Here is a 23,647-nt window from a genome sequence, read left to right as displayed (position 1 = left end):
ACGGTCTCCGCGCCGCGCCCCCGCCTCCGCCCCTGCCTCCACCTCCGCATCCCGATCCGGGGGCGGACGCGGTGCGGCGCAGGGCCGAAGCGCTGCTCGGCGGCGGCCCGCCGCAGCAACCGCCGTCGGCCGCGGCGGATCCCCCGGCACCGCCCGGTGAAGCGGCCGAAGCCCTGCCCGTCGGCAGGGCGCGCAGGCTGGCGGTGCGGGAGCGGCTGCCGGTGTGGCTGCAGGCCCGGTGCGCGGTGGAGCCGCGCACGGTGGCAGCGGTCGGGGTGGTGCTGGTCGTCGCCGTGGGCCTGGCCGGGCAGCAGTACTGGTCGGCCAGGCCGCAGGAGGTGACCGCCCCGGCGCCGGCCGCCCCGCCGGTGCTGCCGGCGGGGGTCACCGCCTCGGCGGCGGCACCGGCCGCGGCGGGCGGCGGCGCGGGGCCCGCACGGATCGTCGTCGACGTCGGCGGCAAGGTCCGGGATCCCGGAGTCCGGCGGCTGCCGGCCGGTTCCCGGGTCGAGGACGCGCTCGCCGCCGCCGGGGGAGTGCGTCCGGGCACGGACACCACCGGGCTGAACCGGGCCCGGGTGCTGGTGGACGGCGAGCAGGTGCTGGTGGGGGTGACGGCGCAGCCGCCGCCGGGCGGGACCGCGGGCGCGCCGGCCGTCGCGCCGCTCAGCCTGGGCTCGGCCACCGTCGAGCAGTTGGACGGCCTGCCGGGGGTGGGCCCCGTCCTCGCCCAGCACATCGTGGACTTCCGCACCGCCCGCGGCGGCTTCCGCTCCGTGGAGGACCTCCGCCAGGTCAACGGCATCGGTGAGCGGCGCTTCGCCGACCTGCGCAAGCTGGTGCGGCCGTGAACCGCCCGGAGGGGGCGCGTCCGGCGGATCTGCGTCTCGCGGGGCCGGCCCTGGCCGCCTGGGCGGCGGCCGCCCTCGCCCTCGACGCACCCGTCGGGCGGACCGCCTTCGGCGCGGGGCTGGCGGCGGTCGGCGCGGGGCTCCTGATGCTGGTGCAGGCACGGCGCCCGGGGGCGCTGGGGAGGGCCGCCCCGGCCGTGGCGGCGGCCATGCTGTGCGCGGCCGCCGGAGCCGGTGTCGCGGGGCTCCAGGTGGCCGAGGCGCGGGCCGGGCCGGTCTCCGGGCTGGCGCGGGACCACGCCAGGGTCCTCGCGGAGCTCACCGTCGACTCCGACCCCAGGACCGCGCGGATGGGGAGCGGGCCGCCGGTGGTGGTGCTGGACGCGGTGGTGACCCGGGTGACCGGGCCCGACGGGGTGAGCACCCGGGTCGAGACCCCGGTGCGGGTGCTGGCCGTTCACCCGGGATGGGCCGGGCTCCTGCCCTCCACCCGCGTGACGGTGGTCGCCCGGCTGGCCCCGGCGCGGGACGGCGAGCGGGCCGTGGCGCTGCTCCGCCCGGGCGGTGACACGCCGCCGGGGGTGACCGGCGGCCCGGACGCCGCGCAGCGGCTGGCGGGCCGGCTGCGGGCCGGGCTGCGCGGGGCCACCGAAGGGCTCGCACCGGATGCGCGGGCGCTGCTGCCGGGACTGGTCGTCGGGGACACCTCCAGGGTTCCGCCCGACCTGCACGAGGCCTTCCGGGCCACCGATCTGCTCCACCTGCTGGCCGTCTCCGGGTCGAACCTGACCGTGGTGCTGTTCCTGCTCATCGGGCCCCCGGGCCGCGCGCAGCGGGCGGAGCGGCGCGGGCTGGCGCCCCGGCTCGGGCTCTCGCTGCGGACGACCGCCCTGTGCGGGGCGGGGCTGACCCTGGCGTTCGTGGTGGTGTGCCGGCCGGAGCCGAGCGTGCTGCGGGCAGCGGCCTGCGGAGCGGTCACCCTGCTGGCCATCGCCACCGGCCGGCGCAGGTCCCTGATCCCCGCGCTGGGAGCCGCGGTGCTGCTGCTGGTGCTCTTCGACCCGTGGCTGGCCCGCAGTTACGGCTTCCTGCTCTCGGTGCTGGCCACCGGGGCGCTGCTGACGCTCGCCCCCCGGTGGAGCGAGGCGCTGCGGCGGCGCGGGATGGGGCCCCGGCTCGCCGATGCCGTGGGCGCCGCCGCAGCCGCCCAGGCGGTGTGCGCGCCCGTGGTCGCCGTGCTCGCGGCCCGGGTCAGCCTGGTGGCGGTGCCCTGCAACCTGCTGGCCGAGCTGGCCGCCGGGCCGGCGACCGTCCTCGGCTTCGCCGCGCTGGCGGCGGCCCCGCTCTCGATGCCCGTCGCGCAGGTGCTCGCCCGGTGCGCCGGGGTGCCCGCGGGGTGGATCGCGGCCGTCGCACGGGCCGGGGCGGGTTTCCCCGGCGCGGAGCTGTCCTGGCCGGGCGGGCTCGCCGGCGGGCTGCTGCTGGCCGCGGTCACCCTGGCGGTGGTCGTCCTCGCTGCCCGGTGGGGGCGGCGTCGGTGGCTGTGCTGCGTGCTGGCGGTGCTGCTGCTCCTCGCCGTGCTGCGGCCGCCGCAGCTCACCCGTACGGTCACCGGCTGGCCTCCGCCCGACTGGAGCTACGTCCAGTGCGCCGTGGGACAGGGGGACGCGGCCGTCCTCTCCGTCGGGCCGGGGGAGGCGCTGGTGGTGGACGCCGGCCCGGATCCCGGGCCGGTGGACGAGTGCCTGCGCGAGCTGGGGGTGCGCCGGGTGCCGATGCTGCTGCTGACACACTTTCACGCCGACCACGTGGGAGGCCTGCAGGGCGTCCTGCGGGGCCGTTCCGTGGGGATGATCCAGGCCTCGGTGCTGGAAGAGCCGGCCGGGCAGGCCGAGTTCGTCCGCCGGGTCGCGGCGGCCGCCGGGGTGCCGGTCGTACGGGCCGTGCAGGGGGAGCGGCGCCGGGCCGGCCCCTTCGAATGGCAGGTGCTGTGGCCGCCGCCCGCCGGGTCGTACTTCGACGGGCCCAACGATGCGAGCGTCGTGCTGCTGGTGCGCGGCGCGGGGCTGACCCTGCTGCTGCTCGGTGACCTCGAACCGGCGGCGCAGGAGGCCCTCCTGAGGGAGCATCCGCAGCTCGGTCCGGTCGATGTCCTCAAGGTCGCCCACCACGGCTCGGCGCACCAGGATCCCGGGCTGCACGAACGGGTCCGGCCGCGTCTCGCGATTGTTCCCGTCGGTACAAAAAACCGCTACGGGCACCCCGCGCCGGGTACGCTCGCCCGCCTGCGGGCCGTGGGTGCGACGGTGCTGCGCACCGACACCGACGGTTCGATCGCGGTCGGTGGAACCGGTGTTCGGCTGCGTGCGTTTCCAGCCAGGGGACGGCGCATTCGATGCGGGCATACCGGGCGTGCCCGCTCTGTTTGCCCACAACCCGACAGCATGATCGAATGCCTCTTCGCCAGAACGGTCAAAGTCCACACTGCACGGGGGTGCACACGTCATGTTCGGTCGCCGACGGGGGATGGAGTCGGCCGGAAGTTCCAGCCCTCAGACATCCGCGACGCTGACGCTGCCGCCGACGGCGCGTCTGCTCAGCTGCCGAGTCCTCGACACGGTCCACCGGCCCATCCGGCAGGCCGCGTTCGAGGTGACGGATCCGATCGGCCGCCGGATCGTCAGCGGCGAGACCGATCCGTTCGGCGGCTTCACGGCCGCTGTCCCCGAAGGGGAGTACCGGCTCTCCGTCATCGCCGAGGGGTACACGCCCTTCCACGGGGTCACGCTCGTGGGAGATCCGGCGCAGCCCGGTACGGGGGAGATCATCCTCGACGCCGTGGAGCCGCCGGTCCTGCCGCAGCCCGGCCACTGGGAGCTCGACCCGGCGCATTCGTCCATCGGCTTCACGGCCCGGCACATCGGCATGGCCCGGATCAACGGACGGTTCAACACGTTCGCCGGGGCGGTGCGGATAGCCGACCGCATGGAGGAGTCCTCCATGCGCGTGATCATCGACGCGGCGAGCATCGACACCGGGCTGCGGCTGCGCGACGACCACCTGCGGTCGGGGGACTTCCTGGACGCGGTCCGCCACCCCACGGTGGAGTTCTACAGCGAACGGTTCATCCACCGCACCGGCAGCCGCTGGGCCGTCGCGGGCGCCCTGACGCTCCACGGGGTGAGCCGGTCCGTGACCCTGGACACCCAGTACCTGGGTCTCGGAACGGGCATGGAGGGCGAGGTGCGGGCGGCCTGCCGGGCCACCGCCGAACTGCACCGCGAGGACTTCACCCTCAACTGGCAGTCGATGCTGGCGCACGGGATCGCCGCGATCGGTTCGAGCGTGGACGTGACGCTGGACGTCCAGATCGTGCACAAGGCCTGACCCCGGACGGGCTCAGGGGGCTTCCAGCCAGCCTTCGTACTCGGCGGCGAGGCCGTCCAGGGCGGTCGAGTCGAGCCGGTCCTGCGGATCCTCGACGACGACCAGCCACTGGGCGTCCTCGGCGTCGTCCTCGCCGGCCAGCGCGTCGCGGACCAACTGCGGTTCCTCCGGCAGGCCGAAGCGGTCCACGGCCTCCTGCGCCACCTCCTCGGCGGCGTCGCGGTCGGGCAGGACGAGTACATGTCGCACGTTCACCCGCCCATTGTCGGACACCGGGTGGAGGGGGCCGGGGCGCGGGGGGCTGTCAGTGCGACGTGGGATGCTGGGGGCGATGGCCACCAGGAAGAATTCCACCGACGATCCGCTTGCCCCGATCACCCTCGCGGTGGGGCAGGAGGAGCTGCTGCTCGACCGCGCCGTGCGGGAGGTGGTGGCGGCCGCCCGTGCCGCCGACGCCGAGACCGACGTCCGCGACCTCACCTCCGACCAGCTCCAGCCCGGCACGCTCGCCGAGCTTGCGAGCCCCTCGCTCTTCTCCGAGCGCAAGGTGCTCGTCGTGCGCAACGCGCAGGACCTGTCCGCCGACACGGTCAAGGAGGTCAAGGCCTACCTCGCCGCGCCCTACGAGGAGATCGCGCTGGTCCTCCTCCACGCGGGCGGCGTCAAGGGCAAGGGCCTGCTGGACGCGGCGCGCAAGGCGGGCGCCCGGGAGATCGCCTGCCCGAAGATGACGAAGGCGGCGGACCGGCTCGCGTTCGTACGGGGGGAGTTCCGCACGCTGGGCCGGTCGGCGACCCCGGAGGCGTGCCAGAGCCTGGTCGACGCGATCGGCAGCGACCTGCGGGAGCTGGCGAGTGCCGCGGCGCAGCTGTGCGCGGACGTCGAGGGAACCATCGACGAAGCCGTCGTCGGCCGCTACTACACGGGCCGGGCCGAGGCCTCCAGCTTCACGGTCGCCGACCGGGCGGTCGAGGGGCGTGCGGCGGAGGCCCTGGAGGCCCTGCGCTGGTCCCTGGCCACCGGCGTGGCCCCGGTCCTGATCACCAGTGCCCTGGCGCAGGCGGTCCGGGCGATCGGCAAGCTCGCCTCCGCCCCGCGCGGCGCCCGGCCCGGGGACCTCGCCCGGGACCTCGGCATGCCGCCGTGGAAGATCGACCGGGTCCGCCAGCAGATGCGGGGCTGGTCGGCGGACGGCGTCGCGGACGCGCTGCGCGCCGTGGCCGCCGCCGACGCGGGGGTCAAGGGCGGCGGCGACGATCCGGAGTACGCCCTGGAGAAGGCGGTCGTCGCGGTCGCCCGCGCCGCCCGCCCCCAGCGCCGCTGATCCCTGCACACCGCTGATCCCGGGCAAATCGAAGGCCCCGGTCGCCGTCCTGGGGAAGGACGGCGACCGGGGCCTCCGGTCACTGCTTGTGCGCCGCACCCGCGTGGCGAACGCTTCGTGTGCGGAGCGGGGTGCCGGTCAGGAGCGGGAGAGAGGGCCCACTGGGTCCCTTCCGGCGATCACATCGAGTGCGGAACTCAGATGGCGGCAACCTTGGAGGCCAGCGCCGACTTCTTGTTGGCGGCGGCGTTCTTGTGGATGACACCCTTCGAGACGGCCTTGTCCAGCTTCTTGGAAGCCAGACGGGCCGCAGCGGTGGCCTTCTCCGCGTCGCCGGCGAGGATGGCCTCGTTGGCCTTGCGGATGAAGGTGCGCAGCTCGGACTTGACCGACTTGTTGCGAAGGCGAGCCTTCTCGTTGGTCTTGTTCCGCTTGATCTGGGACTTGATGTTCGCCACGAAAGAGCCTTTTCAGGTTCAGAGGTTGATCTTCGGATTGTGTCTCGACGGCTGAGAGGGCACACGAGACACAGCTGCCCAGGCTACCAGGCACGCTCCCGGCGGCCCAAACCGAGCGCACTGCCCCGTCCATGGGACCATGGGAGCCTGCGTATGGACCGACATCGCGCCGCCGAGAGCGACCGGAGCCGGACCGTCCGCTGCGACCGACGCTCCGATAACGCTTCCGACTGCGACCCGAGAATCAGGACACTGCGTGCCCGCGATCCCCAGCCACGTGCCCGAGCCGAGCCGTACCGACCCGGCGCTGATCCGCAACTTCTGCATCATCGCGCACATCGACCACGGCAAGTCGACCCTTGCCGACCGGATGCTCCAGCTCACCGGTGTCGTCGATCAGCGGCAGATGCGCGCCCAGTACCTCGACCGCATGGACATCGAGCGTGAGCGCGGCATCACGATCAAGTCCCAGGCGGTGCGACTGCCCTGGGCGCCCACCACGGGCGAGGGTCAGGGCAGCACCCACATCCTCAACATGATCGACACCCCCGGGCACGTCGACTTCACCTACGAGGTCTCGCGCTCCCTCGCCGCGTGCGAGGGCACGATCCTCCTGGTGGACGCCGCCCAGGGCATCGAGGCGCAGACCCTCGCCAACCTGTACCTGGCGATGGAGAACGACCTCGCGATCGTTCCCGTCCTCAACAAGATCGACCTGCCGGCCGCCCAGCCGGAGAAGTTCGCCGAGGAGCTCGCGAACCTGGTCGGCTGCGACCCCGACGACGTGCTGCGCGTCTCGGCCAAGACCGGCATGGGCGTCGACGCCCTGCTGGACAAGGTCGTCGCCACCGTCCCGGCCCCGGTGGGCGTGAAGGACGCCCCCGCCCGTGCGATGATCTTCGACTCGGTCTACGACTCGTACCGCGGCGTCGTGACGTACGTCCGTGTGGTCGACGGGCAGCTGAACAAGCGCGAGCGCATCAGGATGATGTCCACGGGCGCCACCCACGAGCTGCTGGAGATCGGTGTCTCCTCCCCGGAGATGACCCCGGCCGACGGCATCGGCGTCGGCGAGGTGGGCTACATCATCACCGGCGTGAAGGACGTCCGTCAGTCCAAGGTCGGTGACACCATCACCAGCCTGACCAACGGCGCGACCGAGGCCCTCGGCGGCTACAAGGACCCGAAGCCGATGGTCTTCTCGGGCCTCTACCCGCTCGACGGCTCGGACTACCCGGACCTGCGCGAGGCCCTGGACAAGCTCCAGCTCAACGACGCCGCGCTGGTCTACGAGCCCGAGACCTCGGCGGCCCTCGGCTTCGGCTTCCGCGTCGGCTTCCTCGGCCTGCTCCACCTGGACGTGGTCCGCGAGCGCCTGGAGCGCGAGTTCGGCCTCGACCTGATCGCCACCGCGCCGAACGTGGTCTACCGGGTGGTCCTGGAGGACGGCAAGGAAGTCACCGTCACCAACCCGAGCGAGTTCCCCGAAGGCAAGATCAAGGACGTCTTCGAGCCGGTCGTCCGGGCCACCGTGCTCGCCCCGACCGAGTTCATCGGGGCGATCATGGAGCTGTGCCAGCAGCGCCGCGGCACGCTCCTGGGCATGGACTACCTCTCCGAGGACCGCGTCGAGATCCGCTACACCCTCCCGCTCGCCGAGATCGTCTTCGACTTCTTCGACCAGCTGAAGTCCAAGACCCGCGGCTACGCCTCCCTCGACTACGAGCCCACCGGCGAGCAGGCCTCCAGCCTGGTCAAGGTCGACATCCTGCTGCACGGCGACAAGGTCGACGCCTTCTCGGCCGTCTGCCACAAGGACGCCGCCTACGCCTACGGCGTGCGCCTCGTCGCCAAGCTGCGCGAGCTGATCCCGCGGCAGGCCTTCGAGGTGCCGGTCCAGGCCGCCATCGGCTCCCGCGTCATCGCCCGCGAGACCATCCGCGCCATCCGCAAGGACGTCCTCGCGAAGTGCTACGGCGGTGACATCTCCCGTAAGCGGAAGCTGCTGGAGAAGCAGAAGGAAGGCAAGAAGCGCATGAAGATGGTCGGCTCCGTGGAGGTCCCGCAGGAGGCCTTCATCGCCGTCCTCTCCAGTGACGAGTCCGGCGGCAAGAAGAAGTAGCCACCTGTCCGTCACCCGGCGTACACAGGCCCCCGCGCACAAGTGCGGGGGCCTGTTTCGTTATGAACCGGCCGCTCGTCAGCTCTTACGCGGGCGGCGGACGCGCTCTAGTCTGATCACTGCTCGACGGTTACTCGCCAGTTCAGAAAGTCAACGGCTGCAAACCCGCCAGTCCCAAGCGCCCCCAGCGCCCCACGCCCACGCGCTGTCGCGTGGATCGGTCCGGAGGATGTCGTGAGCGACACACAGACCTATCTCGAGAACCGCCCGCCCACCGTGGCGGTGCTCTTCCGTGAGCGCGTCGCCGCGACGCCGAACGACGAGGCCTACCGGTATCCGGTGCCAGCGACCGACGGCGGGGGCGGCACCGACGACTGGAAGTCGCTGAGCTGGCGCCAGGCGGCCGAGCGGGTCTACGCCATCGCCGCCGGAATGATCTCCCTCGGCCTCAAAACGGAAGAGCGCGTCGCGCTCGCCTCCAACACCAGGGTCGAGTGGATCCTGTCCGACCTCGGTGTGATGTGCGCCGGCGGCGCGGTCACCACGATCTACCCCAGCACCAACGCGGACGAGTCGGCGTTCATCCTCGCGGACTCCGAGAGCCGGGTGCTCATCGCCGAGGACGCCGCGCAGCTGGCGAAGGCGCGCGAACGGCGGGCCGACCTGCCGCACCTGCACCACGTCGTGGTGATGGAAGCCGCCGACGCGGTGCCCGCCGAAGGCGACCCGGAAGGCTGGGTGCTCTCGCTCGCCGACCTGGAGGCGAGAGGCCGTGAATACCTCGCCAAGCACCCGGAGGCGGTCGACGAGCGCATCGCGTCCATCACCTCCGAGCAGCTCGCCACCCTCATCTACACCTCCGGCACCACGGGCCGCCCCAAGGGCGTCCGGCTGCTGCACGACAACTGGTCGTACCTGGCCAAGGCCATGGTCGCCACCGGGCTGATCGGCAAGGAGGACGTCCAGTACCTGTGGCTGCCGCTGGCCCACGTCTTCGGCAAGGTCCTGACCTCCGGGCAGATCGAAGCCGGGCACGTCACCGCGGTCGACGGCCGCATCGACAAGATCATCGAGAACCTGCCGGTCGTGCAGCCGACCTACATGGCGGCCGTCCCGCGCATCTTCGAGAAGGTCTACAACGGCGTGGCCGCCAAGGCCCGGGCCGGCGGCGGCGCCAAGTACAAGATCTTCCAGTGGTCGGTCGGCGTCGCCCGCGAGTACGCCAAGGTCACGCAGGACAACTTCCGGCGCACCGGGCGGGCCACCGCCCCCTTCGGCCTGACCACCAAGCACAAGGTCGCCGACGCGCTCGTCTACTCCAAGCTCCGTGACGCCTTCGGCGGCAGGCTGCGTGCCGCCGTCTCCGGCGCGTCCGCCCTGGCCCCCGAGATCGGCTTCTTCTTCTCCGGCGCGGGCGTCCACATCCTGGAGGGCTACGGACTGACCGAGTCCAGCGCGGCCTCCTTCGTCAACCCCGGCGAGGCCTACCGCACCGGCACGGTCGGCAAGCCGCTCCCCGGCACCGAGGTACGCATCGCCGACGACGGCGAGGTCCTGCTGCGCGGCCCCGGCATCATGCAGGGCTACCACAAGCAGCCGGACAAGACCGCCGAGGTCCTGGAGCCCGACGGCTGGCTGCACACCGGTGACATCGGAGAGCTGTCGGCCGACGGCTACCTGCGCATCACCGACCGCAAGAAGGACCTGATCAAGACCTCGGGCGGCAAGTACGTCGCCCCGGCGGAGATCGAGGGCCAGTTCAAGGCGATCTGCCCGTACGTGTCGACCATCGTCGTGCACGGCGCCGACCGGAACTTCTGCACGGCGCTGATCGCGCTCGACGAGCCGTCGATCCTGACCTGGGCGGCCGAGAACGGGCTGGAGGGCAGGACCTACAAGGAGGTCCTGGCCGCGCCCGAGACCGACCGGCTGATCGAGACCTACGTCCAGACCCTGAACGAGGGCCTCCAGCGCTGGCAGACGGTCAAGAAGTTCCGGATCCTGCCGCGCGACCTGGACGTCGAGCACGGCGACCTCACCCCCAGCCTCAAGCTGAAGCGCCCGGTGGTCGAGCGTGAGTTCAAGCACCTGATCGACGAGATGTACGAGGGCGCCCGCGAGGCGTAGCGCCTGCCGCGGGCCGTGCGGGGCGGGGCCGTGGCCCGCCCCGCACGGCCCTCCCGGCCCTTCCGCCCGGGGCCCCGTACCCCGAAGAGCGGGGCGGAGCCCGGTGGCCGGTGCGGGATGATGGGGGTATGCCTTCCGCACTCCCCGACGGTGAACCCATGCCCGAAGACGGCTCGCTGCCGTCGCATGCCCTGGCGGGCGCGGGAGAGCGGCCGCTCGGGTTCTACCTGCACGTCCCGTACTGCGCCACGCGCTGCGGGTACTGCGACTTCAACACCTACACGGCCACCGAGCTGCGGGGCACCGGAGGCGTGCTCGCCTCCCGGGAGAACTACGCCGACACCCTGATCGACGAGGTCCGGCTCGCCCGGAAGGTGCTCGGCGACGACCCGAGGGCCGTCCGCACCGTCTTCGTCGGTGGCGGCACGCCGACCCTGCTGCCCGCCGCCGACCTGGTACGGATGCTCGCGGCGATCCGGGACGAGTTCGGCCTGGCCGACGACGCCGAGATCACGACGGAGGCCAACCCGGAGTCCGTGGACCCGGCCTACCTGGCCGAGCTGCGCGCCGGGGGCTTCAACCGGATCTCCTTCGGCATGCAGAGCGCCAAGCAGCACGTCCTGAAGGTCCTGGACCGCACCCACACCCCCGGGCGCCCCGAGGCGTGCGTGGCGGAGGCCCGCGCGGCGGGCTTCGAGCACGTCAACCTCGACCTGATCTACGGGACGCCGGGCGAGACGGACCAGGACTGGCGGGACTCCCTCGCCGCCGCCCTCGGGGCCGGCCCGGACCACGTCAGCGCCTACGCGCTGATCGTTGAGGAGGGCACGCAGCTGGCCCGCCGGATCCGTCGCGGCGAGGTTCCCATGACCGACGACGACGTCCACGCCGACCGCTACCTGATCGCGGACGAGGTCATGGCCCAGGCCGGGTACTCCTGGTACGAGGTGTCGAACTGGGCCACCTCGGAGGCCGGGCGCTGCCTCCACAACGAGCTGTACTGGCGCGGCGCCGACTGGTGGGGCGCCGGACCGGGCGCGCACTCGCACGTGGGCGGGGTGCGCTGGTGGAACGTCAAGCACCCCGGCGCCTACGCCGCCGCGCTCGCGGAGGGGCGCTCCCCGGGTGCCGGGCGTGAACTCCTCTCGGACGAGGACCGCCGCGTGGAGCGGATCCTGCTGGAGCTGCGCCTCGTGGACGGGGTCCCGCTGTCCCTGCTCGCCCCGGCCGGCCTCGCGGCGTCCCGTAAGGCCCTCTCGGACGGCCTCCTGGAGTCCGCGCCCTACGAGGCCGGGAGGGCCGTGCTGACCCTGCGCGGACGGCTGCTGGCCGACGCGGTGGTCCGCGACCTGGTCGACTGATCACCTGGTGGGGTGAATACCCGGGGATCTCTGTCCGGACTGCCTACGCTGTCCCTGGGCGGCCGCCGGCAGTACGCGGCGGATGCGGAGGACCACGACTTCGGAACCTTCGGGGGCGTCAGGCCCCACCGTCACCCGTGACGAAGTCGATGAGCTCCTCCACGCGGCCCAGCAGGGTCGGCTCCAGGTCCTTGTAGGACGTCACCCGGGACAGGATGTGCTGCCAGGCGGCCCCGGTGTTCTCCGGCCAGCCCAGGGCCCGGCAGACGCCCGTCTTCCAGTCCTGGCCGCGCGGGACCACCGGCCAGGCGGGGATGCCCAGCGCCGACGGCTTCACCGCCTGCCAGACGTCCACGTACGGGTGGCCCACCACCAGTACGTCCGGTGAGGTCGCGCCGACCGAGGCCGCGATACGGGACTCCTTGGAGCCCGGCACTAGATGGTCCACCAGCACCCCCAGCCGGGCGTCCGGAGCCGGCCCGAACTCCGCCACCACCGCGGGCAGGTCGTCGACGCCCTCCAGGTACTCGACCACCACGCCCTCGATGCGCAGGTCGTCGCCCCAGACCCGCTCCACCAGCTCGGCGTCGTGCCGGCCCTCGACGTAGATCCGGCCCGCCCGGGCCACCCGCGCCCGGGCTCCCGGGACGGCGATCGACCCCGAGGCCGTACGGGCCGGCGCCGACGGGCCCCTGGACGGTCGGACCAGGGTGACCACCGCGCCGTCCAGCAGGAAGCCCCGCGGCTCCATCGGGAACACCCGGCGCTTGCCGAAGCGGTCCTCCAGGGTCACCGTGCCCGCCTCGCAGGCCACCACCGCGCCGCAGAAGTCCGTACCCGCCACCTCGACGACCAGGTCCGGTTCGGCGGCGACGTCGGGGACGGCCTTGGGCCGCTTCCACTGCGGGGTCAGGTCGGGGGAGTACTCGCGCATCCGGCCGACACTAGGAGAGCCGAACGCGTCCCGCCTACGACACGCCGGAACGGGCCGCGAGTGTGGCGCGTTGCGCACGCACGAACTCCGCGGTGACCACCGCTCCGTGACCGGGCACGTACAAGGCGTCCTCACCGCCCAGTGACAGCAGCCGGTCCAGGGCGGCGGGCCACTGCCGGGGCATCGCGTCCGGGCCCGCCATCGGCTCACCCGACTCCTCGACCAGGTCCCCGCAGAACACCGTCTCGCGGTCGCCCGGGACGAAGACGGCCAGGTCGTGCCCGGTGTGGCCGGGCCCCACGTTGGCCAGCAGCACCTGCACCCCGCCCAGGTCCAGCGTCCACTCGCCCGACACCTGATGGCCGGGCAGCACCAGCCGCGCCACGGCCTCGGCCGCCTCCGCCTCGGCGAGCCCGTGCCGCACCGCGTCCCCCCGCAGCTCCTCGCGGTCCGCGGCGAGCAGCGCGGCCAGGCCGACCGCGCCGTACACCTCGGCCCCCGGGAAGGCGGCCGCACCCAGGATGTGATCGAAATGGCCGTGCGTGAATGCGATATGGGTCACGCTCCGGCCCGTCAGCCGCTCGGCCTCGGCCCGCACCCCGGCGCCCTCGCGCACGCACGACCCGGGGTCGATCAGGAGTACGGACTCGTCCCCCACCACCAGCCCCACCGTGCAGTCCCACACCGGCAGACGCCGTCGGCCGGCCCGTCCGGTGAGCCGTTCCCAGCCCGCCTCTTCCCATCGCACGTCCATGCCGCGACGCTACCCTGGCGGGCCTCCCTTGCCATGGTCTTACTACCCGGCCGTACACTGAGCGGGGGCTCTCTGGCACTCGAACCCACAGAGTGCCAACGAACGTCAGAACACGGCAGAACACGGCAACGGATCACGCTGGAGGTGTGCGCGATGCTCAGTGAACGCAGACTCGAAGTGCTGCGCGCCATCGTCCAGGACTACGTCGGGACGGAGGAGCCGGTCGGCTCCAAGGCGCTCACCGAGCGGCACCGACTCGGCGTCTCGCCCGCCACCGTGCGCAACGACATGGCCGTGCTGGAGGAAGAGGGCTACATCGCCCAGCCCCACACCAGCGCCGGCCGGATCCCCACCGACAAGGGCTACCGCCTCTTCGTCGACAAGCTGGCGGGGGTCAAGCCGCTGTCCACCCCCGAGCGACGGGCCATCCAGAACTTCCTCGACGGCGCCGTCGACCTCGACGACGTCGTCGGCCGCACGGTGCGGCTGCTCGCGCAGCTCACCCGGCAGGTGGCGGTCGTCCAGTACCCGAGCCTGACCCGGTCGACCGTCCGGCACGTGGAGCTGCTCTCGCTCGCCCCGGCGCGCCTGATGCTGGTACTGATCACGGACACCGGACGCGTCGAGCAGCGGCTCGTCGACTGCCCGAGCCCCTTCGGCGAGGCCTCGCTGGCGGACCTGCGGGCCCGGCTCAACAGCAGGGTCGTCGGCCGTCGCTTCACCGACGTGCCCCCGCTCGTCCAGGACCTGCCGGAGTCCTTCGAGGCGGACGACCGCGGCACGGTCTCCACCGTGCTGTCGACCCTCCTCGAAACGCTGGTGGAGGAGGCGGAGGAGCGGCTGATGATCGGCGGTACCGCCAATCTCACCCGCTTCGGACACGATTTCCCCCTGACGATCAGGCCGGTGCTGGAGGCGCTGGAGGAGCAGGTCGTGCTCCTCAAGCTGCTCGGCGAGGCCAACGAGTCGGGGATGGCCGTAAGGATCGGGCACGAGAACGCCTACGAGGGGCTCAACTCCACGTCGGTCGTCTCGGTCGGTTACGGTTCGGGCGGCGAAACGGTCGCCAAACTCGGCGTGGTCGGACCGACCCGCATGGACTACCCCGGAACGATGGGAGCGGTACGCGCAGTGGCACGTTACGTCGGACAGATCCTGGCGGAGTCGTAAGTGGCCACGGACTACTACGCCGTTCTCGGCGTGCGCCGCGACGCATCGCAGGACGAGATCAAGAAGGCCTTCCGGCGCCTCGCGCGTGAACTCCACCCGGACGTGAATCCGGACCCGAAGACGCAGGAGCGCTTCAAGGAGATCAACGCGGCCTACGAGGTGCTCTCGGACCCGCAGAAGAAGCAGGTCTACGACCTCGGCGGCGACCCGCTGTCCGCCTCCGGCGGTGGCGGCGGAGCCGGCGGCTTCGGCGCGGGCGGCTTCGGCAACTTCTCCGACATCATGGACGCCTTCTTCGGCCAGGCCTCGCAGCGCGGCCCGCGCTCGCGGACCCGGCGCGGCCAGGACGCCATGATCCGCCTCGACCTGGAGCTGGACGAGGCGGCCTTCGGGACCACCAAGGACATCCAGGTCGACACGGCCGTCGTCTGCACCACCTGCTCCGGCGAGGGTGCCGCCCCCGGCACCTCGGCGCAGACGTGTGACATGTGCCGCGGCCGCGGTGAGGTCTCGCAGGTCACCCGGTCCTTCCTGGGCCAGGTCATGACCTCGCGCCCCTGCCCGCAGTGCCAGGGCTTCGGCACCGTCGTCCCGACACCGTGCCACGAGTGCGCGGGCGACGGCCGGGTCCGCTCCCGCCGCAGCCTCACGGTCAAGATCCCGGCCGGTGTCGAGAACGGCACCCGGATCCAGCTCGCGGGCGAGGGTGAGGTCGGCCCCGGAGGCGGACCCGCCGGCGACCTCTACGTGGAGATCCACGAGCTGGCGCACCCGACCTTCCAGCGGCGCGGGGACGACCTGCACTGCACGGTGACCATCCCGATGACGGCGGCCGCGCTGGGCACCAAATGCCCGCTCGAGACGCTCGACGGGCTGGAGGAGATCGACATCCGGCCCGGCACCGGGTCGGGCCAGGCGATCCCGCTGCACGGGCGCGGCGTCACCCACCTGCGCGGCGGCGGGCGCGGCGACCTGATCGTCCACGTCGAGGTCACCACCCCGACCAAGCTGGACGCCCAGCAGGAGGAGCTGCTGCGCCAGCTGGCGAAGCTGCGCGGCGAGGAGCGGCCCATGGGCCAGTTCGCGCCGGGCCAGCAGGGCCTCTTCAGCCGTCTGAAGGACGCGTTCAACGGTCGCTGACCCAAGGGTGCGCACCGCTTCGAGCCCGGTCCGGGGAGGCCCCCGGCCGGGCTCTTCGCGTGCCCCCGGCAGCCGCCCGCGGGCCCGCCGGGAGCGGACTATGCCAGGCGAATGCGGTGATTCGGCCCCCTGGGCGGGACGTGGCACGATGCAGTCCATGTCCACCGCCGCGAACGGTCTCTCCCCCCACCCGATCGTGCAGGCTCCCATGGCGGGCGGCGCCTCCTGCCCGCCGCTCGTCGCCGCCGTGTGCGAGGCGGGCGGACTGGGCTTCCTCGCCGGCGGCTACAAGACCGCCGACGGGATGTACCAGGAGATCAAACAGGTGCGCGCCCTCACCCGGTACCGCTTCGGCGTGAACCTCTTCATGCCGCAGACCGGGCACGTCGACCCGGCCGCCGTGGAGGCGTACCGCGGGCAGCTGGCCGGCGAGGCGAGCTGGTACGAGATCTCGCTCGCCGAGGAGGACATCATCGGCACCAGCGACGACGGCTACGACGCCAAGCTCGCTATCCTCCTCGAGGACCCGGTCCCGGTGGTGTCGTTCACCTTCGGCTGTCCCGAGCCCACGGCCCTGGCCGCCCTGCGCAAGGCCGGTACGTACACCGTCGTCACGGTGACCTCCGTCGAGGAGGCCCGCAGCGCCCAGCAGGCGGGCGCCGACGCCGTCTGCGTCCAGGGCGTCGAGGCGGGCGGCCACCAGGGCACGCACCGGGACGACCCGCAGATCGACGGCACGGCGGCCGTGGGACTGCTCGCGCTGGTGGCGCAGGTGCGGGAGGCCGTGGCCCTGCCGATCATCGCCGCGGGCGGTGTCATGCGGGGCGCGCAGATCGCCGCGCTGCTGGCGGCCGGCGCGGCGGCGGCGCAGCTCGGCACGGCCTTCCTGGTGTGCCCCGAATCGGGAGCGGACCCCGTCCACAAGAAGGCACTGACCGATCCGCTCTTCGTCCGGACGGAACTGACCCGGGCCTTCTCCGGGCGGCCGGCGCGGGGGCTGGTCAACCGCTTCGTGCGGGAGCACGGCCCCTACGCCCCGGCCGCCTACCCCCAGGTGCACCACCTGACCTCGGGGCTGCGCAAGGCGGCCGCCGCGGCCGGGGACCCGCAGGGCATGGCCCTGTGGGCCGGACAGGGGCACCGGCTGGCGAGAGCGCTGCCGGCGGCGCAGCTGGTGGAGGTGCTGGCGGCCGAACTGGCCGAGGCGCAGAGCATGTTGAAGGAAAAGCAGATGAGGAGTGCGTCATGACGGCCCCGGTGTTCGTGGTCGAAGAGGTCCCCGCGGGGGCGGAGTTCGTCCTGGACGGCCCGGAGGGCCGGCACGCCGTGTCCGTGAAACGGCTGAACCCGGGCGAGCAGGTGGTCCTCACGGACGGCCGCGGCGGCTGGGCGGAGGCGGTCGTGAAGGCCGCCGAGGGCAAGGACCGGCTCGTCGTGGCGGTCGCCGCCGCCGGGCAGGAGGCAGAGCCCGGGGTCCGCATCACCGTGGTCCAGGCCCTGCCCAAGGGGGACCGGGGCGAGCTGGCCGTCGAGACGATGACCGAGACCGGCGTGGACGCGATCGTGCCCTGGCAGGCCTCGCGCTGCATCACGCAGTGGCGCGGCGACCGCGGGGCCAAGTCCCTGGCCAAGTGGCGGGCCACGGCCCGCGAGGCGGGCAAGCAGTCCCGCCGCGTCCGTTTCCCGGAGGTGGCCGAGGCCATGTCCACCAAGCAGGTCGCCGCGCTGCTGGCCGGCGCCGACCTGGCGATGGTCCTGCACGAGGACCGCGACACCCCGTCCCAGGCCCTGGCCACGGCCGAGCTGCCCGCCTCCGGTTCCGTCGTCCTGGTGGTCGGGCCGGAAGGCGGTGTCTCCCCGGAGGAGCTGGAGGTCTTCGCCGCGGCGGGGGCGCACCCCTACCGTCTGGGCCGTTCGGTCCTGCGGACCTCCACCGCCGGCACCGCGGCTGCGGCGGTCCTCCTCGCCCGTACGGGACGCTGGGCCTGACCGGCCGAAATGCGCGCCCGCGGCGGGCCCCCGGCTCGATACGATGCCCGGACCGATCAACATCACGGGAGGGTGAGCAATGGCCGGGGAACCGCAGGCCGACTGCCTGTTCTGCAAGATCGTCGAGGGTGCCGTCCCGGCGACCGTGGTCCGGGAGACCGAGACCACCGTCGCCTTCCGGGACATCAACCCGCAGGCGCCCACGCACGTGCTCGTCATCCCCAAGGTGCACTACCGCGACGCGGCCTCCCTCGCGGCCGCCGAGCCGGGCGTCGCCGCCGACATACTGCGTGAGGCCGCCCAGGTCGCCGCCGACGAGAAGATCGACGACCACGGCTACCGGATCGTCTTCAACACCGGATCCGGCGCCGGCCAGACCGTCTGGCACGCCCACGCGCACGTCCTGGGCGGCCGCGGCCTCCAGTGGCCCCCGGGATAGCACGTGTCCGTCAGAGAGTTCGTGGTGCTGGGCACCGCCAGCCAGGTGCCCACCCGCCACCGCAACCACAACGGCTACCTGCTGCGCTGGGACGGCGAGGGCATCCTCTTCGACCCGGGCGAGGGCACGCAGCGCCAGATGCTGCGTGCCGGCGTGGCCGCGCACGACATCAACCGGATCTGCATCACCCACTTCCACGGCGACCACAGCCTCGGCCTCGCCGGGGTGATCCAGCGGATCAACCTCGACCAGGTCCCGCACCCCGTCGCCGCGCACTACCCGGCGTCCGGACAGAAGTTCTTCGACCGGCTCCGGTACGCCACGGCCTACCGGGAGACCGTGCCGCTCCGGGAGGAACCGGTGTCCGAGGACGGGCCGGTGGCCCAGGGGGCCTCGTACGTCCTGGAGACCCGGCTGCTCTCGCACCCCGTGGAGTCCTTCGGCTACCGGATCACCGAGCCCGACGGGCGCCGGATGGTGCCCGGACTGCTCGCCCGGTACGGGATCAAGGGCCCCGACGTGGGCCGGATCCAGCGGGACGGGCGCCTCGGCGAGGTCACGCTGGAGGAGGTCAGCGAGCCCAGGCCCGGGCAGCGCTTCGCCTTCGTCATGGACACCCGGCTCTGCAGCGGGGTGGACGAGCTCGCCGAGGGCTGCGACATGCTGGTGATCGAGTCGACCTTCCTCGACGAGGACGAACGCCTGGCCACCGACCACGGGCACCTCACCGCCGGCCAGGCGGCCCGGGTGGCGCGGGACGCGGGCGTGCGCCACCTCGTGCTGACGCACTTCTCGCAGCGGTACACCGACCCCACTGCATTCGAACGCCAGGCGCGGGCGGCCGGGTTCGAGGGGGAACTCACCGTGGCCGCGGACCTGATGCGGGTGCCGCTGCCGAAGCGGGGCTGACGCTGGCGGTCCGGGGGCGCGGCCGTGCGTCCCGGTCCGCAGCGCGGCTTCCGGGGACCGGCCCGGAAGGCAGGGTGCGGGTGATCTGCGCCACACTGGGTTTTGATCCCGCCCGGGGCGGGGATACCTGGCAGCTTTCACCGAGAAACGGCCCTTCGAGACCGACAGGGGAGACCACCGTGACCAGTGGGGACCTCGACAGCCGCACCGCAGCCCTGGACCCGCTCGGTCCGGTGCGCGACCCGGAGGAACCGGGCTGCGACGTCTTCCTGACCGGGACGGTCTTCCTCGACATCATCTTCACCGGCCTGGACTCGGCGCCGGTGCGCGGTACGGAGTCCTGGGCGCGCGGCATGGGCTCCAGCCCCGGCGGCGTCGCCAACATGGCCACCGCCCTGGCCCGGCTCGGCCTGCGCACCTCGCTGGCCGCGGCCTTCGGCGACGACCACTACGGCGAGTACTGCTGGGACGCCCTGGAGCAGGGCGAGGGCATCGACCTGGCCATGTCCCGCACCGTGCCCGGCTGGCACAGCCCCGTCACCGTCTCGATGGCCTACGAGGGAGAGCGCACGATGGTCTCCCACGGCCACGAGGCCCCTCCGCCGGCGGGCCCCGGACCCTTCGCGCAGTGCCCGCCGAGGGCCCGCGCCGCCGTCGCCTCGCTGGAGCCCGGCCGCGGCGAGGAATGGATCGGCGAGGCCGCCCGGCGCGGTTCGCGGATCTTCGCGGACGTGGGCTGGGACGAGAGCGGACGGTGGGACCTGGGGGCCCTGGCCGACCTGGAGCACTGCGAGGCCTTCCTGCCGAACGCCGGCGAGGCGATGCGGTACACGCGCACCGACTGTCCGCGGGCGGCGGCCCGAGCACTGGCCGAGAAGGTCCCGGTCGCGGTGGTCACCATGGGAGCGGAGGGCTCGTACGCGGTCGACAGCCGCACCGGGGAGACCGCCCACGTCCCCGGGATCGCCGTGGAGGAGCTGGACCCGACGGGGGCGGGCGACGTCTACGTGGCGGGCTTCGTCACCGGCACCCTGGCGGGCTGGCCGCTCGCGGACCGGCTGGCCTTCGCCGGGCTGACCGCGGCCCTGTCGGTCCAGGAGTTCGGCGGGTCCCTGTCGGCGCCCGGCTGGCCGGAGGTGGCCCACTGGTGGCGGGCCGCCCCGCACGCGCTGCGCGGCCGCTACGGCTTCCTGGACGAGCTGATCCCGCCGGCCGCGGCCCCGGCCGCCCGGCGCAGAGCCGTGCCGACCATCGGCTTCCGCCACTCCGCGTAGCCGCGGGACCGCGGACGTGGTCCGGGGGCGGGGCGGCGGGGAAAACCTCTCGGGGAAGCCGCGCCGGCGACGTACGCTTGGTACTCCGGAGGTCGTCGATCGGCGCGGCCCCTCAGCGGGAGGTATGCGCAGGCCACAGTGCCGGCCCATGACTCAGACATCGACAGCCCACATCCCCGCGCCGGGGCAGGCGCGAGCACACTTCACCGTACCGGCGACACACCCGATGGTGACGGTGCTCGGCTCGGGCGACGCCCTGTTGCGCGTGATCGAGAAGGCCTTCCCGAAGGCCGACATCCATGTTCGGGGCAATCAGGTCAGCGCGATCGGAGAAGCGGCGGAAGTCGCCCTGATCCAGCGACTGTTCGACGAGATGATGCTGGTGCTCCGCACCGGGCAGCCGATGACGGAGGACGCAGTGGAACGCTCGATCGCCATGCTCAAGGCGAGCGGCAACGGCAACGGGCCGGAGGAGACCCCGGCGGAGGTGCTCACCCAGAACATCCTCTCCAGCCGCGGCCGGACCATCCGCCCCAAGACCCTCAACCAGAAGCGGTACGTCGACGCGATCGACAAGAACACGATCGTCTTCGGCATCGGCCCCGCCGGTACCGGAAAGACCTACCTCGCCATGGCCAAGGCGGTCCAGGCCCTCCAGTCCAAGCAGGTCAGCCGGATCATCCTGACCCGGCCCGCCGTCGAGGCGGGGGAGCGGCTCGGCTTCCTGCCGGGCACCCTCTTCGACAAGATCGACCCGTACCTGCGCCCGCTCTACGACGCGCTGCACGACATGCTCGACCCCGACTCGATCCCGCGCCTCATGGCGGCGGGCACGATCGAGGTCGCGCCGCTGGCCTACATGCGCGGCCGCACGCTCAACGACGCGTTCGTGGTCCTCGACGAGGCCCAGAACACGACCACGGAGCAGATGAAGATGTTCCTGACCCGGCTCGGCTTCGACTCCAAGATCGTGATCACCGGTGACATCACCCAGATCGACCTGCCCGGCGGGGCCAGGAGCGGTCTGCGCCAGGTTCAGGAAATCCTCGACGGGGTACCGGACATTCACTTCTCCAGGCTCACGTCCGAGGATGTCGTCCGGCACAAGCTGGTCGGCCGTATCGTCGATGCGTACGAGAAGTACGACGACGGCCGGCAGGCCGCCAACGGCTACCAGCGGAAGTAGAACCCAGCGCACCATGTCGATCGACGTCAACAACGAGTCCGGAACCGAGGTCGACGAGCAGGCGATCCTCGACATCGCCCGCTACGCGCTCACCCGGATGCGGATCCACCCGCTCTCGGAGCTCTCCGTCATCGTCATCGACGAGGACGCCATGGAGCAACTCCACATCCAGTGGATGGACCTGCCCGGCCCGACCGACGTCATGTCCTTCCCGATGGACGAGCTCCGTCCGCCGTCGAAGGACGACGAGGAGCCCCCGCAGGGGCTCCTCGGCGACATCGTGCTCTGCCCCGAAGTCGCGAAGAAGCAGGGCGAGGAAGCTCCGACGCAGCACTCCATGGACGAGGAGCTCCAGCTCCTGACCGTCCACGGAGTGCTGCACCTGCTCGGCTACGACCACGAGGAGCCCGACGAGAAGGCCGAGATGTTCGGCCTCCAGGCGGCCATCGTGGACGGCTGGCGCGGTGAGCGCGGGCTGACCGGCCCGTCCCCGGCTCCGACCGTCTCGTGAGCGCCCCGCAACTGATCACCGGCGCGGTGCTGCTGGTGGTCGTGGCCTGGTTCGCGGCGTGCGCGGAGTCCGGCATCGCCCGCATCTCGATCTTCCGCGCCGAGCAGGCCGTACGGGAGGGCAGGCGCGGCAGCGAGAAGCTCGCCCAGGTCGCCGGCGACCCCACCCGCTACCTCAACGTGGCCCTGCTGGTCCGGGTCACCTGCGAGATGGCGGCCGGGGTCCTCGTCACGTACGTCTGCCTCGACGCGTTCGGTGAGAACTGGACCGCGCTGCTCGTGGCCATCGCCGTGATGGTGCTGGTCTCCTTCGTCGCCGTGGGCGTCTCCCCGCGCACGATCGGCCGCCAGCACCCGCTGAACACGGCGACGGCGGCCGCGTACGTCCTCGTACCGCTCGCCAGGATCATGGGGCCGATCCCGCAGCTGCTGATCCTCATCGGCAACGCGCTCACGCCGGGCAAGGGCTTCCGCAAGGGGCCCTTCGCCTCCGAGGCCGAACTGCGGGCGATGGTCGACCTCGCCGAGAAGGAATCGCTCATCGAGGACGACGAGCGCCGGATGGTGCACCAGGTCTTCGAACTCGGCGACACCCTCGTGCGCGAGGTGATGGTGCCGCGCACCGACCTCGTCTGCATCGAGCGCTACAAGACGGTCCGTCAGGCGACCACGCTCGCCCTGCGGTCGGGTTTCTCGCGCATCCCGGTCACCGGGGAGAACGAGGACGACATCGTCGGGATCGTCTACCTCAAGGACCTGGTCCGCAAGACGCACATCAACCGGGAGTCCGAGGCCGACCTGGTGTCGACGGCGATGCGGCCGGCCGTCTTCGTGCCGGACACCAAGAACGCGGGCGATCTGCTCCGCGAGATGCAGCAGGTGCGCAACCACGTGGCCGTCGTCATCGACGAGTACGGCGGCACGGCCGGCATCGTCACCATCGAGGACATCCTCGAGGAGATCGTCGGCGAGATCACGGACGAGTACGACCGGGAGCTCCCGCCGGTCGAGGACCTGGGCGAGGACCGCTACCGGGTCACGGCGCGCCTGGACATCACCGACCTCGGTGAGCTGTTCAAGGTCGAGGCCTTCGACGACGAGGACGTCGAGACGGTCGGCGGACTGCTGGCGAAGGCGCTGGGCCGGGTGCCGATCGCGGGCGCCTCGGCGGTCGTGGAACTGCCCGACGGCCGTCCGCTGCGGCTGACGGCGGAGGCGCCCGCGGGCCGGCGGAACAAGATCGTGACGGTGCTCGTCGAACCGGTGGCCGCGGCGGCCGCGGGGGAGGAGGGGGAATGACCCCGGCGCAGCTGCGGGAGTTCTGTCTGGGATTCAACGCGGCGGTGGAGGAGTTCCCCTTCACGCCGGAGACCTCGGTGTTCAAGGTGAAGGGCAAGATGTTCGCGCTCAGCGCGCTGGACGCCGAGCCCCTGAAGGTCAACCTCAAGTGCGAGCCGGAGCTGGCCGTGCGGCTGCGCGAGGAGCACGGGGCGATCGCGCCGGGCTATCACATGAACAAGCGGCACTGGAACACGGTGACGGTGGGCGGGATCCCCGACGCGATGCTGCGCGAGCTCGTCGAGGACTCCTACGACCTGGTGGTCGCGGGGCTGCCGCGTGCGGAGCGCCTGAAGCTCGACCGGCCCTGACCCCGGCGGCCCGATCCCGGCCCGGTGCCGGCCCCGATCCCGGCCCGATCACGGCCCGATCCC

21 protein-coding genes and 1 pseudogene are annotated in these 23,647 nt (G+C 72.5%); 18 read left to right on the top strand and 4 right to left on the bottom strand.

Translation table 11 applies throughout. The features are described 5' to 3' along the window. Nucleotides 1-71 precede the first annotated feature (71 nt). The 3 genes and pseudogenes from IH80_RS38800 to IH80_RS0103875 all read left to right on the top strand — a co-directional run bounded on the left by IH80_RS38800 (nucleotide 72) and on the right by IH80_RS0103875 (nucleotide 4,238). Nucleotides 72-851, top strand: coding sequence for a helix-hairpin-helix domain-containing protein (locus tag IH80_RS38800; RefSeq protein ID WP_420708755.1), 780 nt, complete (start codon nucleotides 72-74; stop codon nucleotides 849-851). Between the two features lie 146 nt (nucleotides 852-997). Next, nucleotides 998-3,220, top strand: a pseudogene (locus IH80_RS41785) (ComEC/Rec2 family competence protein); the annotation flags it as partial. A 136-nt stretch (nucleotides 3,221-3,356) separates the two neighbouring features. Further along, complete coding sequence (locus tag IH80_RS0103875; protein ID WP_030957693.1) at nucleotides 3,357-4,238, top strand: YceI family protein; 882 nt, start codon at nucleotides 3,357-3,359, stop codon at nucleotides 4,236-4,238. 12 nt (nucleotides 4,239-4,250) lie between these two features. On the opposite strand, the gene IH80_RS0103870 is transcribed toward IH80_RS0103875, so the two are convergent. After that, entirely contained in the window at nucleotides 4,251-4,493 is a 243-nt protein-coding gene (locus IH80_RS0103870) for a hypothetical protein (protein WP_030957691.1), read from the bottom strand. Nucleotides 4,494-4,569: 76 nt separating this feature from the next. Between IH80_RS0103870 and holA the strand changes: the two genes are divergently transcribed. Beyond that, nucleotides 4,570-5,562, top strand: a complete 993-nt coding sequence (gene holA, locus IH80_RS0103865; protein WP_199819207.1) for a DNA polymerase III subunit delta — start codon at nucleotides 4,570-4,572, stop codon at nucleotides 5,560-5,562. 197 nt (nucleotides 5,563-5,759) lie between these two features. Here the strand turns inward: holA and rpsT are convergent, their stop codons facing one another. Beyond that, a complete protein-coding gene (gene rpsT / locus IH80_RS0103860) occupies nucleotides 5,760-6,020 on the bottom strand; it encodes a 30S ribosomal protein S20 (protein ID WP_030030523.1) in 261 nt (86 codons plus the stop codon). Between the two features lie 256 nt (nucleotides 6,021-6,276). Here rpsT and lepA point away from each other — a divergent pair, with 256 nt between their 5' ends. The 3 genes from lepA (at nucleotide 6,277) to hemW (ending at nucleotide 11,630) form a co-directional block, all read left to right on the top strand. Further along, nucleotides 6,277-8,142, top strand: coding sequence for a translation elongation factor 4 (lepA, locus tag IH80_RS0103855; protein WP_030957687.1), 1,866 nt, complete (start codon nucleotides 6,277-6,279; stop codon nucleotides 8,140-8,142). Nucleotides 8,143-8,376: 234 nt separating this feature from the next. Beyond that, a complete protein-coding gene (locus IH80_RS0103850) occupies nucleotides 8,377-10,269 on the top strand; it encodes an AMP-dependent synthetase/ligase (RefSeq protein WP_030957686.1) in 1,893 nt (630 codons plus the stop codon). Between the two features lie 128 nt (nucleotides 10,270-10,397). Continuing rightward, complete coding sequence (hemW, locus tag IH80_RS0103845; protein WP_030957685.1) at nucleotides 10,398-11,630, top strand: radical SAM family heme chaperone HemW; 1,233 nt, start codon at nucleotides 10,398-10,400, stop codon at nucleotides 11,628-11,630. A gap of 118 nt (nucleotides 11,631-11,748) precedes the next feature. Here the strand turns inward: hemW and IH80_RS0103840 are convergent, their stop codons facing one another. Together IH80_RS0103840 and IH80_RS0103835 are read right to left on the bottom strand one after the other, a co-directional pair. Then, nucleotides 11,749-12,564 (bottom strand): DUF3097 domain-containing protein, encoded by an 816-nt coding sequence (locus tag IH80_RS0103840; RefSeq protein WP_030957683.1) that lies wholly within the window; start codon nucleotides 12,562-12,564, stop codon nucleotides 11,749-11,751. Between the two features lie 34 nt (nucleotides 12,565-12,598). Continuing rightward, the gene (locus IH80_RS0103835; RefSeq protein ID WP_030957681.1) at nucleotides 12,599-13,318 is read right to left on the bottom strand and encodes an MBL fold metallo-hydrolase; all 720 of its coding nucleotides are present in this window, start codon (nucleotides 13,316-13,318) and stop codon (nucleotides 12,599-12,601) included. Between the two features lie 153 nt (nucleotides 13,319-13,471). On the opposite strand from IH80_RS0103835, the gene hrcA reads away from it, so the two are divergent. The 11 genes from hrcA (at nucleotide 13,472) to IH80_RS0103780 (ending at nucleotide 23,584) form a co-directional block, all read left to right on the top strand. After that, nucleotides 13,472-14,488, top strand: coding sequence for a heat-inducible transcriptional repressor HrcA (gene hrcA, locus IH80_RS0103830; RefSeq protein WP_030027783.1), 1,017 nt, complete (start codon nucleotides 13,472-13,474; stop codon nucleotides 14,486-14,488). After that, nucleotides 14,489-15,628 (top strand): molecular chaperone DnaJ, encoded by a 1,140-nt coding sequence (gene dnaJ, locus IH80_RS0103825; protein ID WP_030840893.1) that lies wholly within the window; start codon nucleotides 14,489-14,491, stop codon nucleotides 15,626-15,628. Between the two features lie 157 nt (nucleotides 15,629-15,785). Beyond that, the gene (locus IH80_RS0103820; RefSeq protein ID WP_030957679.1) at nucleotides 15,786-16,877 is read left to right on the top strand and encodes a nitronate monooxygenase; all 1,092 of its coding nucleotides are present in this window, start codon (nucleotides 15,786-15,788) and stop codon (nucleotides 16,875-16,877) included. Then, entirely contained in the window at nucleotides 16,874-17,617 is a 744-nt protein-coding gene (locus IH80_RS0103815) for a 16S rRNA (uracil(1498)-N(3))-methyltransferase (protein ID WP_030957677.1), read from the top strand. Before IH80_RS0103820 ends, IH80_RS0103815 begins: the two co-directional genes overlap by 4 nt. 79 nt (nucleotides 17,618-17,696) lie before the next feature. Continuing rightward, nucleotides 17,697-18,056 (top strand): histidine triad nucleotide-binding protein, encoded by a 360-nt coding sequence (locus IH80_RS0103810; RefSeq protein ID WP_030819289.1) that lies wholly within the window; start codon nucleotides 17,697-17,699, stop codon nucleotides 18,054-18,056. 3 nt (nucleotides 18,057-18,059) lie between these two features. After that, a complete protein-coding gene (locus IH80_RS0103805; RefSeq protein WP_030957675.1) occupies nucleotides 18,060-18,965 on the top strand; it encodes a ribonuclease Z in 906 nt (301 codons plus the stop codon). A 179-nt stretch (nucleotides 18,966-19,144) separates the two neighbouring features. Further along, nucleotides 19,145-20,239, top strand: a complete 1,095-nt coding sequence (locus IH80_RS0103800) for a carbohydrate kinase family protein (RefSeq protein WP_030957674.1) — start codon at nucleotides 19,145-19,147, stop codon at nucleotides 20,237-20,239. A gap of 148 nt (nucleotides 20,240-20,387) precedes the next feature. Further along, on the top strand, nucleotides 20,388-21,425 hold the full coding sequence (locus tag IH80_RS0103795) for a PhoH family protein (protein ID WP_078906311.1): 1,038 nt from the start codon (nucleotides 20,388-20,390) through the stop codon (nucleotides 21,423-21,425). Between the two features lie 13 nt (nucleotides 21,426-21,438). Next, nucleotides 21,439-21,936, top strand: a complete 498-nt coding sequence (ybeY, locus tag IH80_RS0103790; RefSeq protein WP_030957671.1) for an rRNA maturation RNase YbeY — start codon at nucleotides 21,439-21,441, stop codon at nucleotides 21,934-21,936. Beyond that, nucleotides 21,933-23,234, top strand: coding sequence for a hemolysin family protein (locus tag IH80_RS0103785; RefSeq protein ID WP_030957669.1), 1,302 nt, complete (start codon nucleotides 21,933-21,935; stop codon nucleotides 23,232-23,234). Before ybeY ends, IH80_RS0103785 begins: the two co-directional genes overlap by 4 nt. Beyond that, the gene (locus IH80_RS0103780; RefSeq protein WP_030957668.1) at nucleotides 23,231-23,584 is read left to right on the top strand and encodes an MmcQ/YjbR family DNA-binding protein; all 354 of its coding nucleotides are present in this window, start codon (nucleotides 23,231-23,233) and stop codon (nucleotides 23,582-23,584) included. Before IH80_RS0103785 ends, IH80_RS0103780 begins: the two co-directional genes overlap by 4 nt. Nucleotides 23,585-23,647 lie beyond the last annotated feature (63 nt).

Source organism: Streptomyces sp. NRRL S-378, from assembly GCF_000720645.1.
Taxonomy (GTDB): Bacteria; Actinomycetota; Actinomycetes; order Streptomycetales; family Streptomycetaceae; genus Streptomyces.
This window is presented reverse-complemented; position numbering and strand designations above follow the sequence as displayed.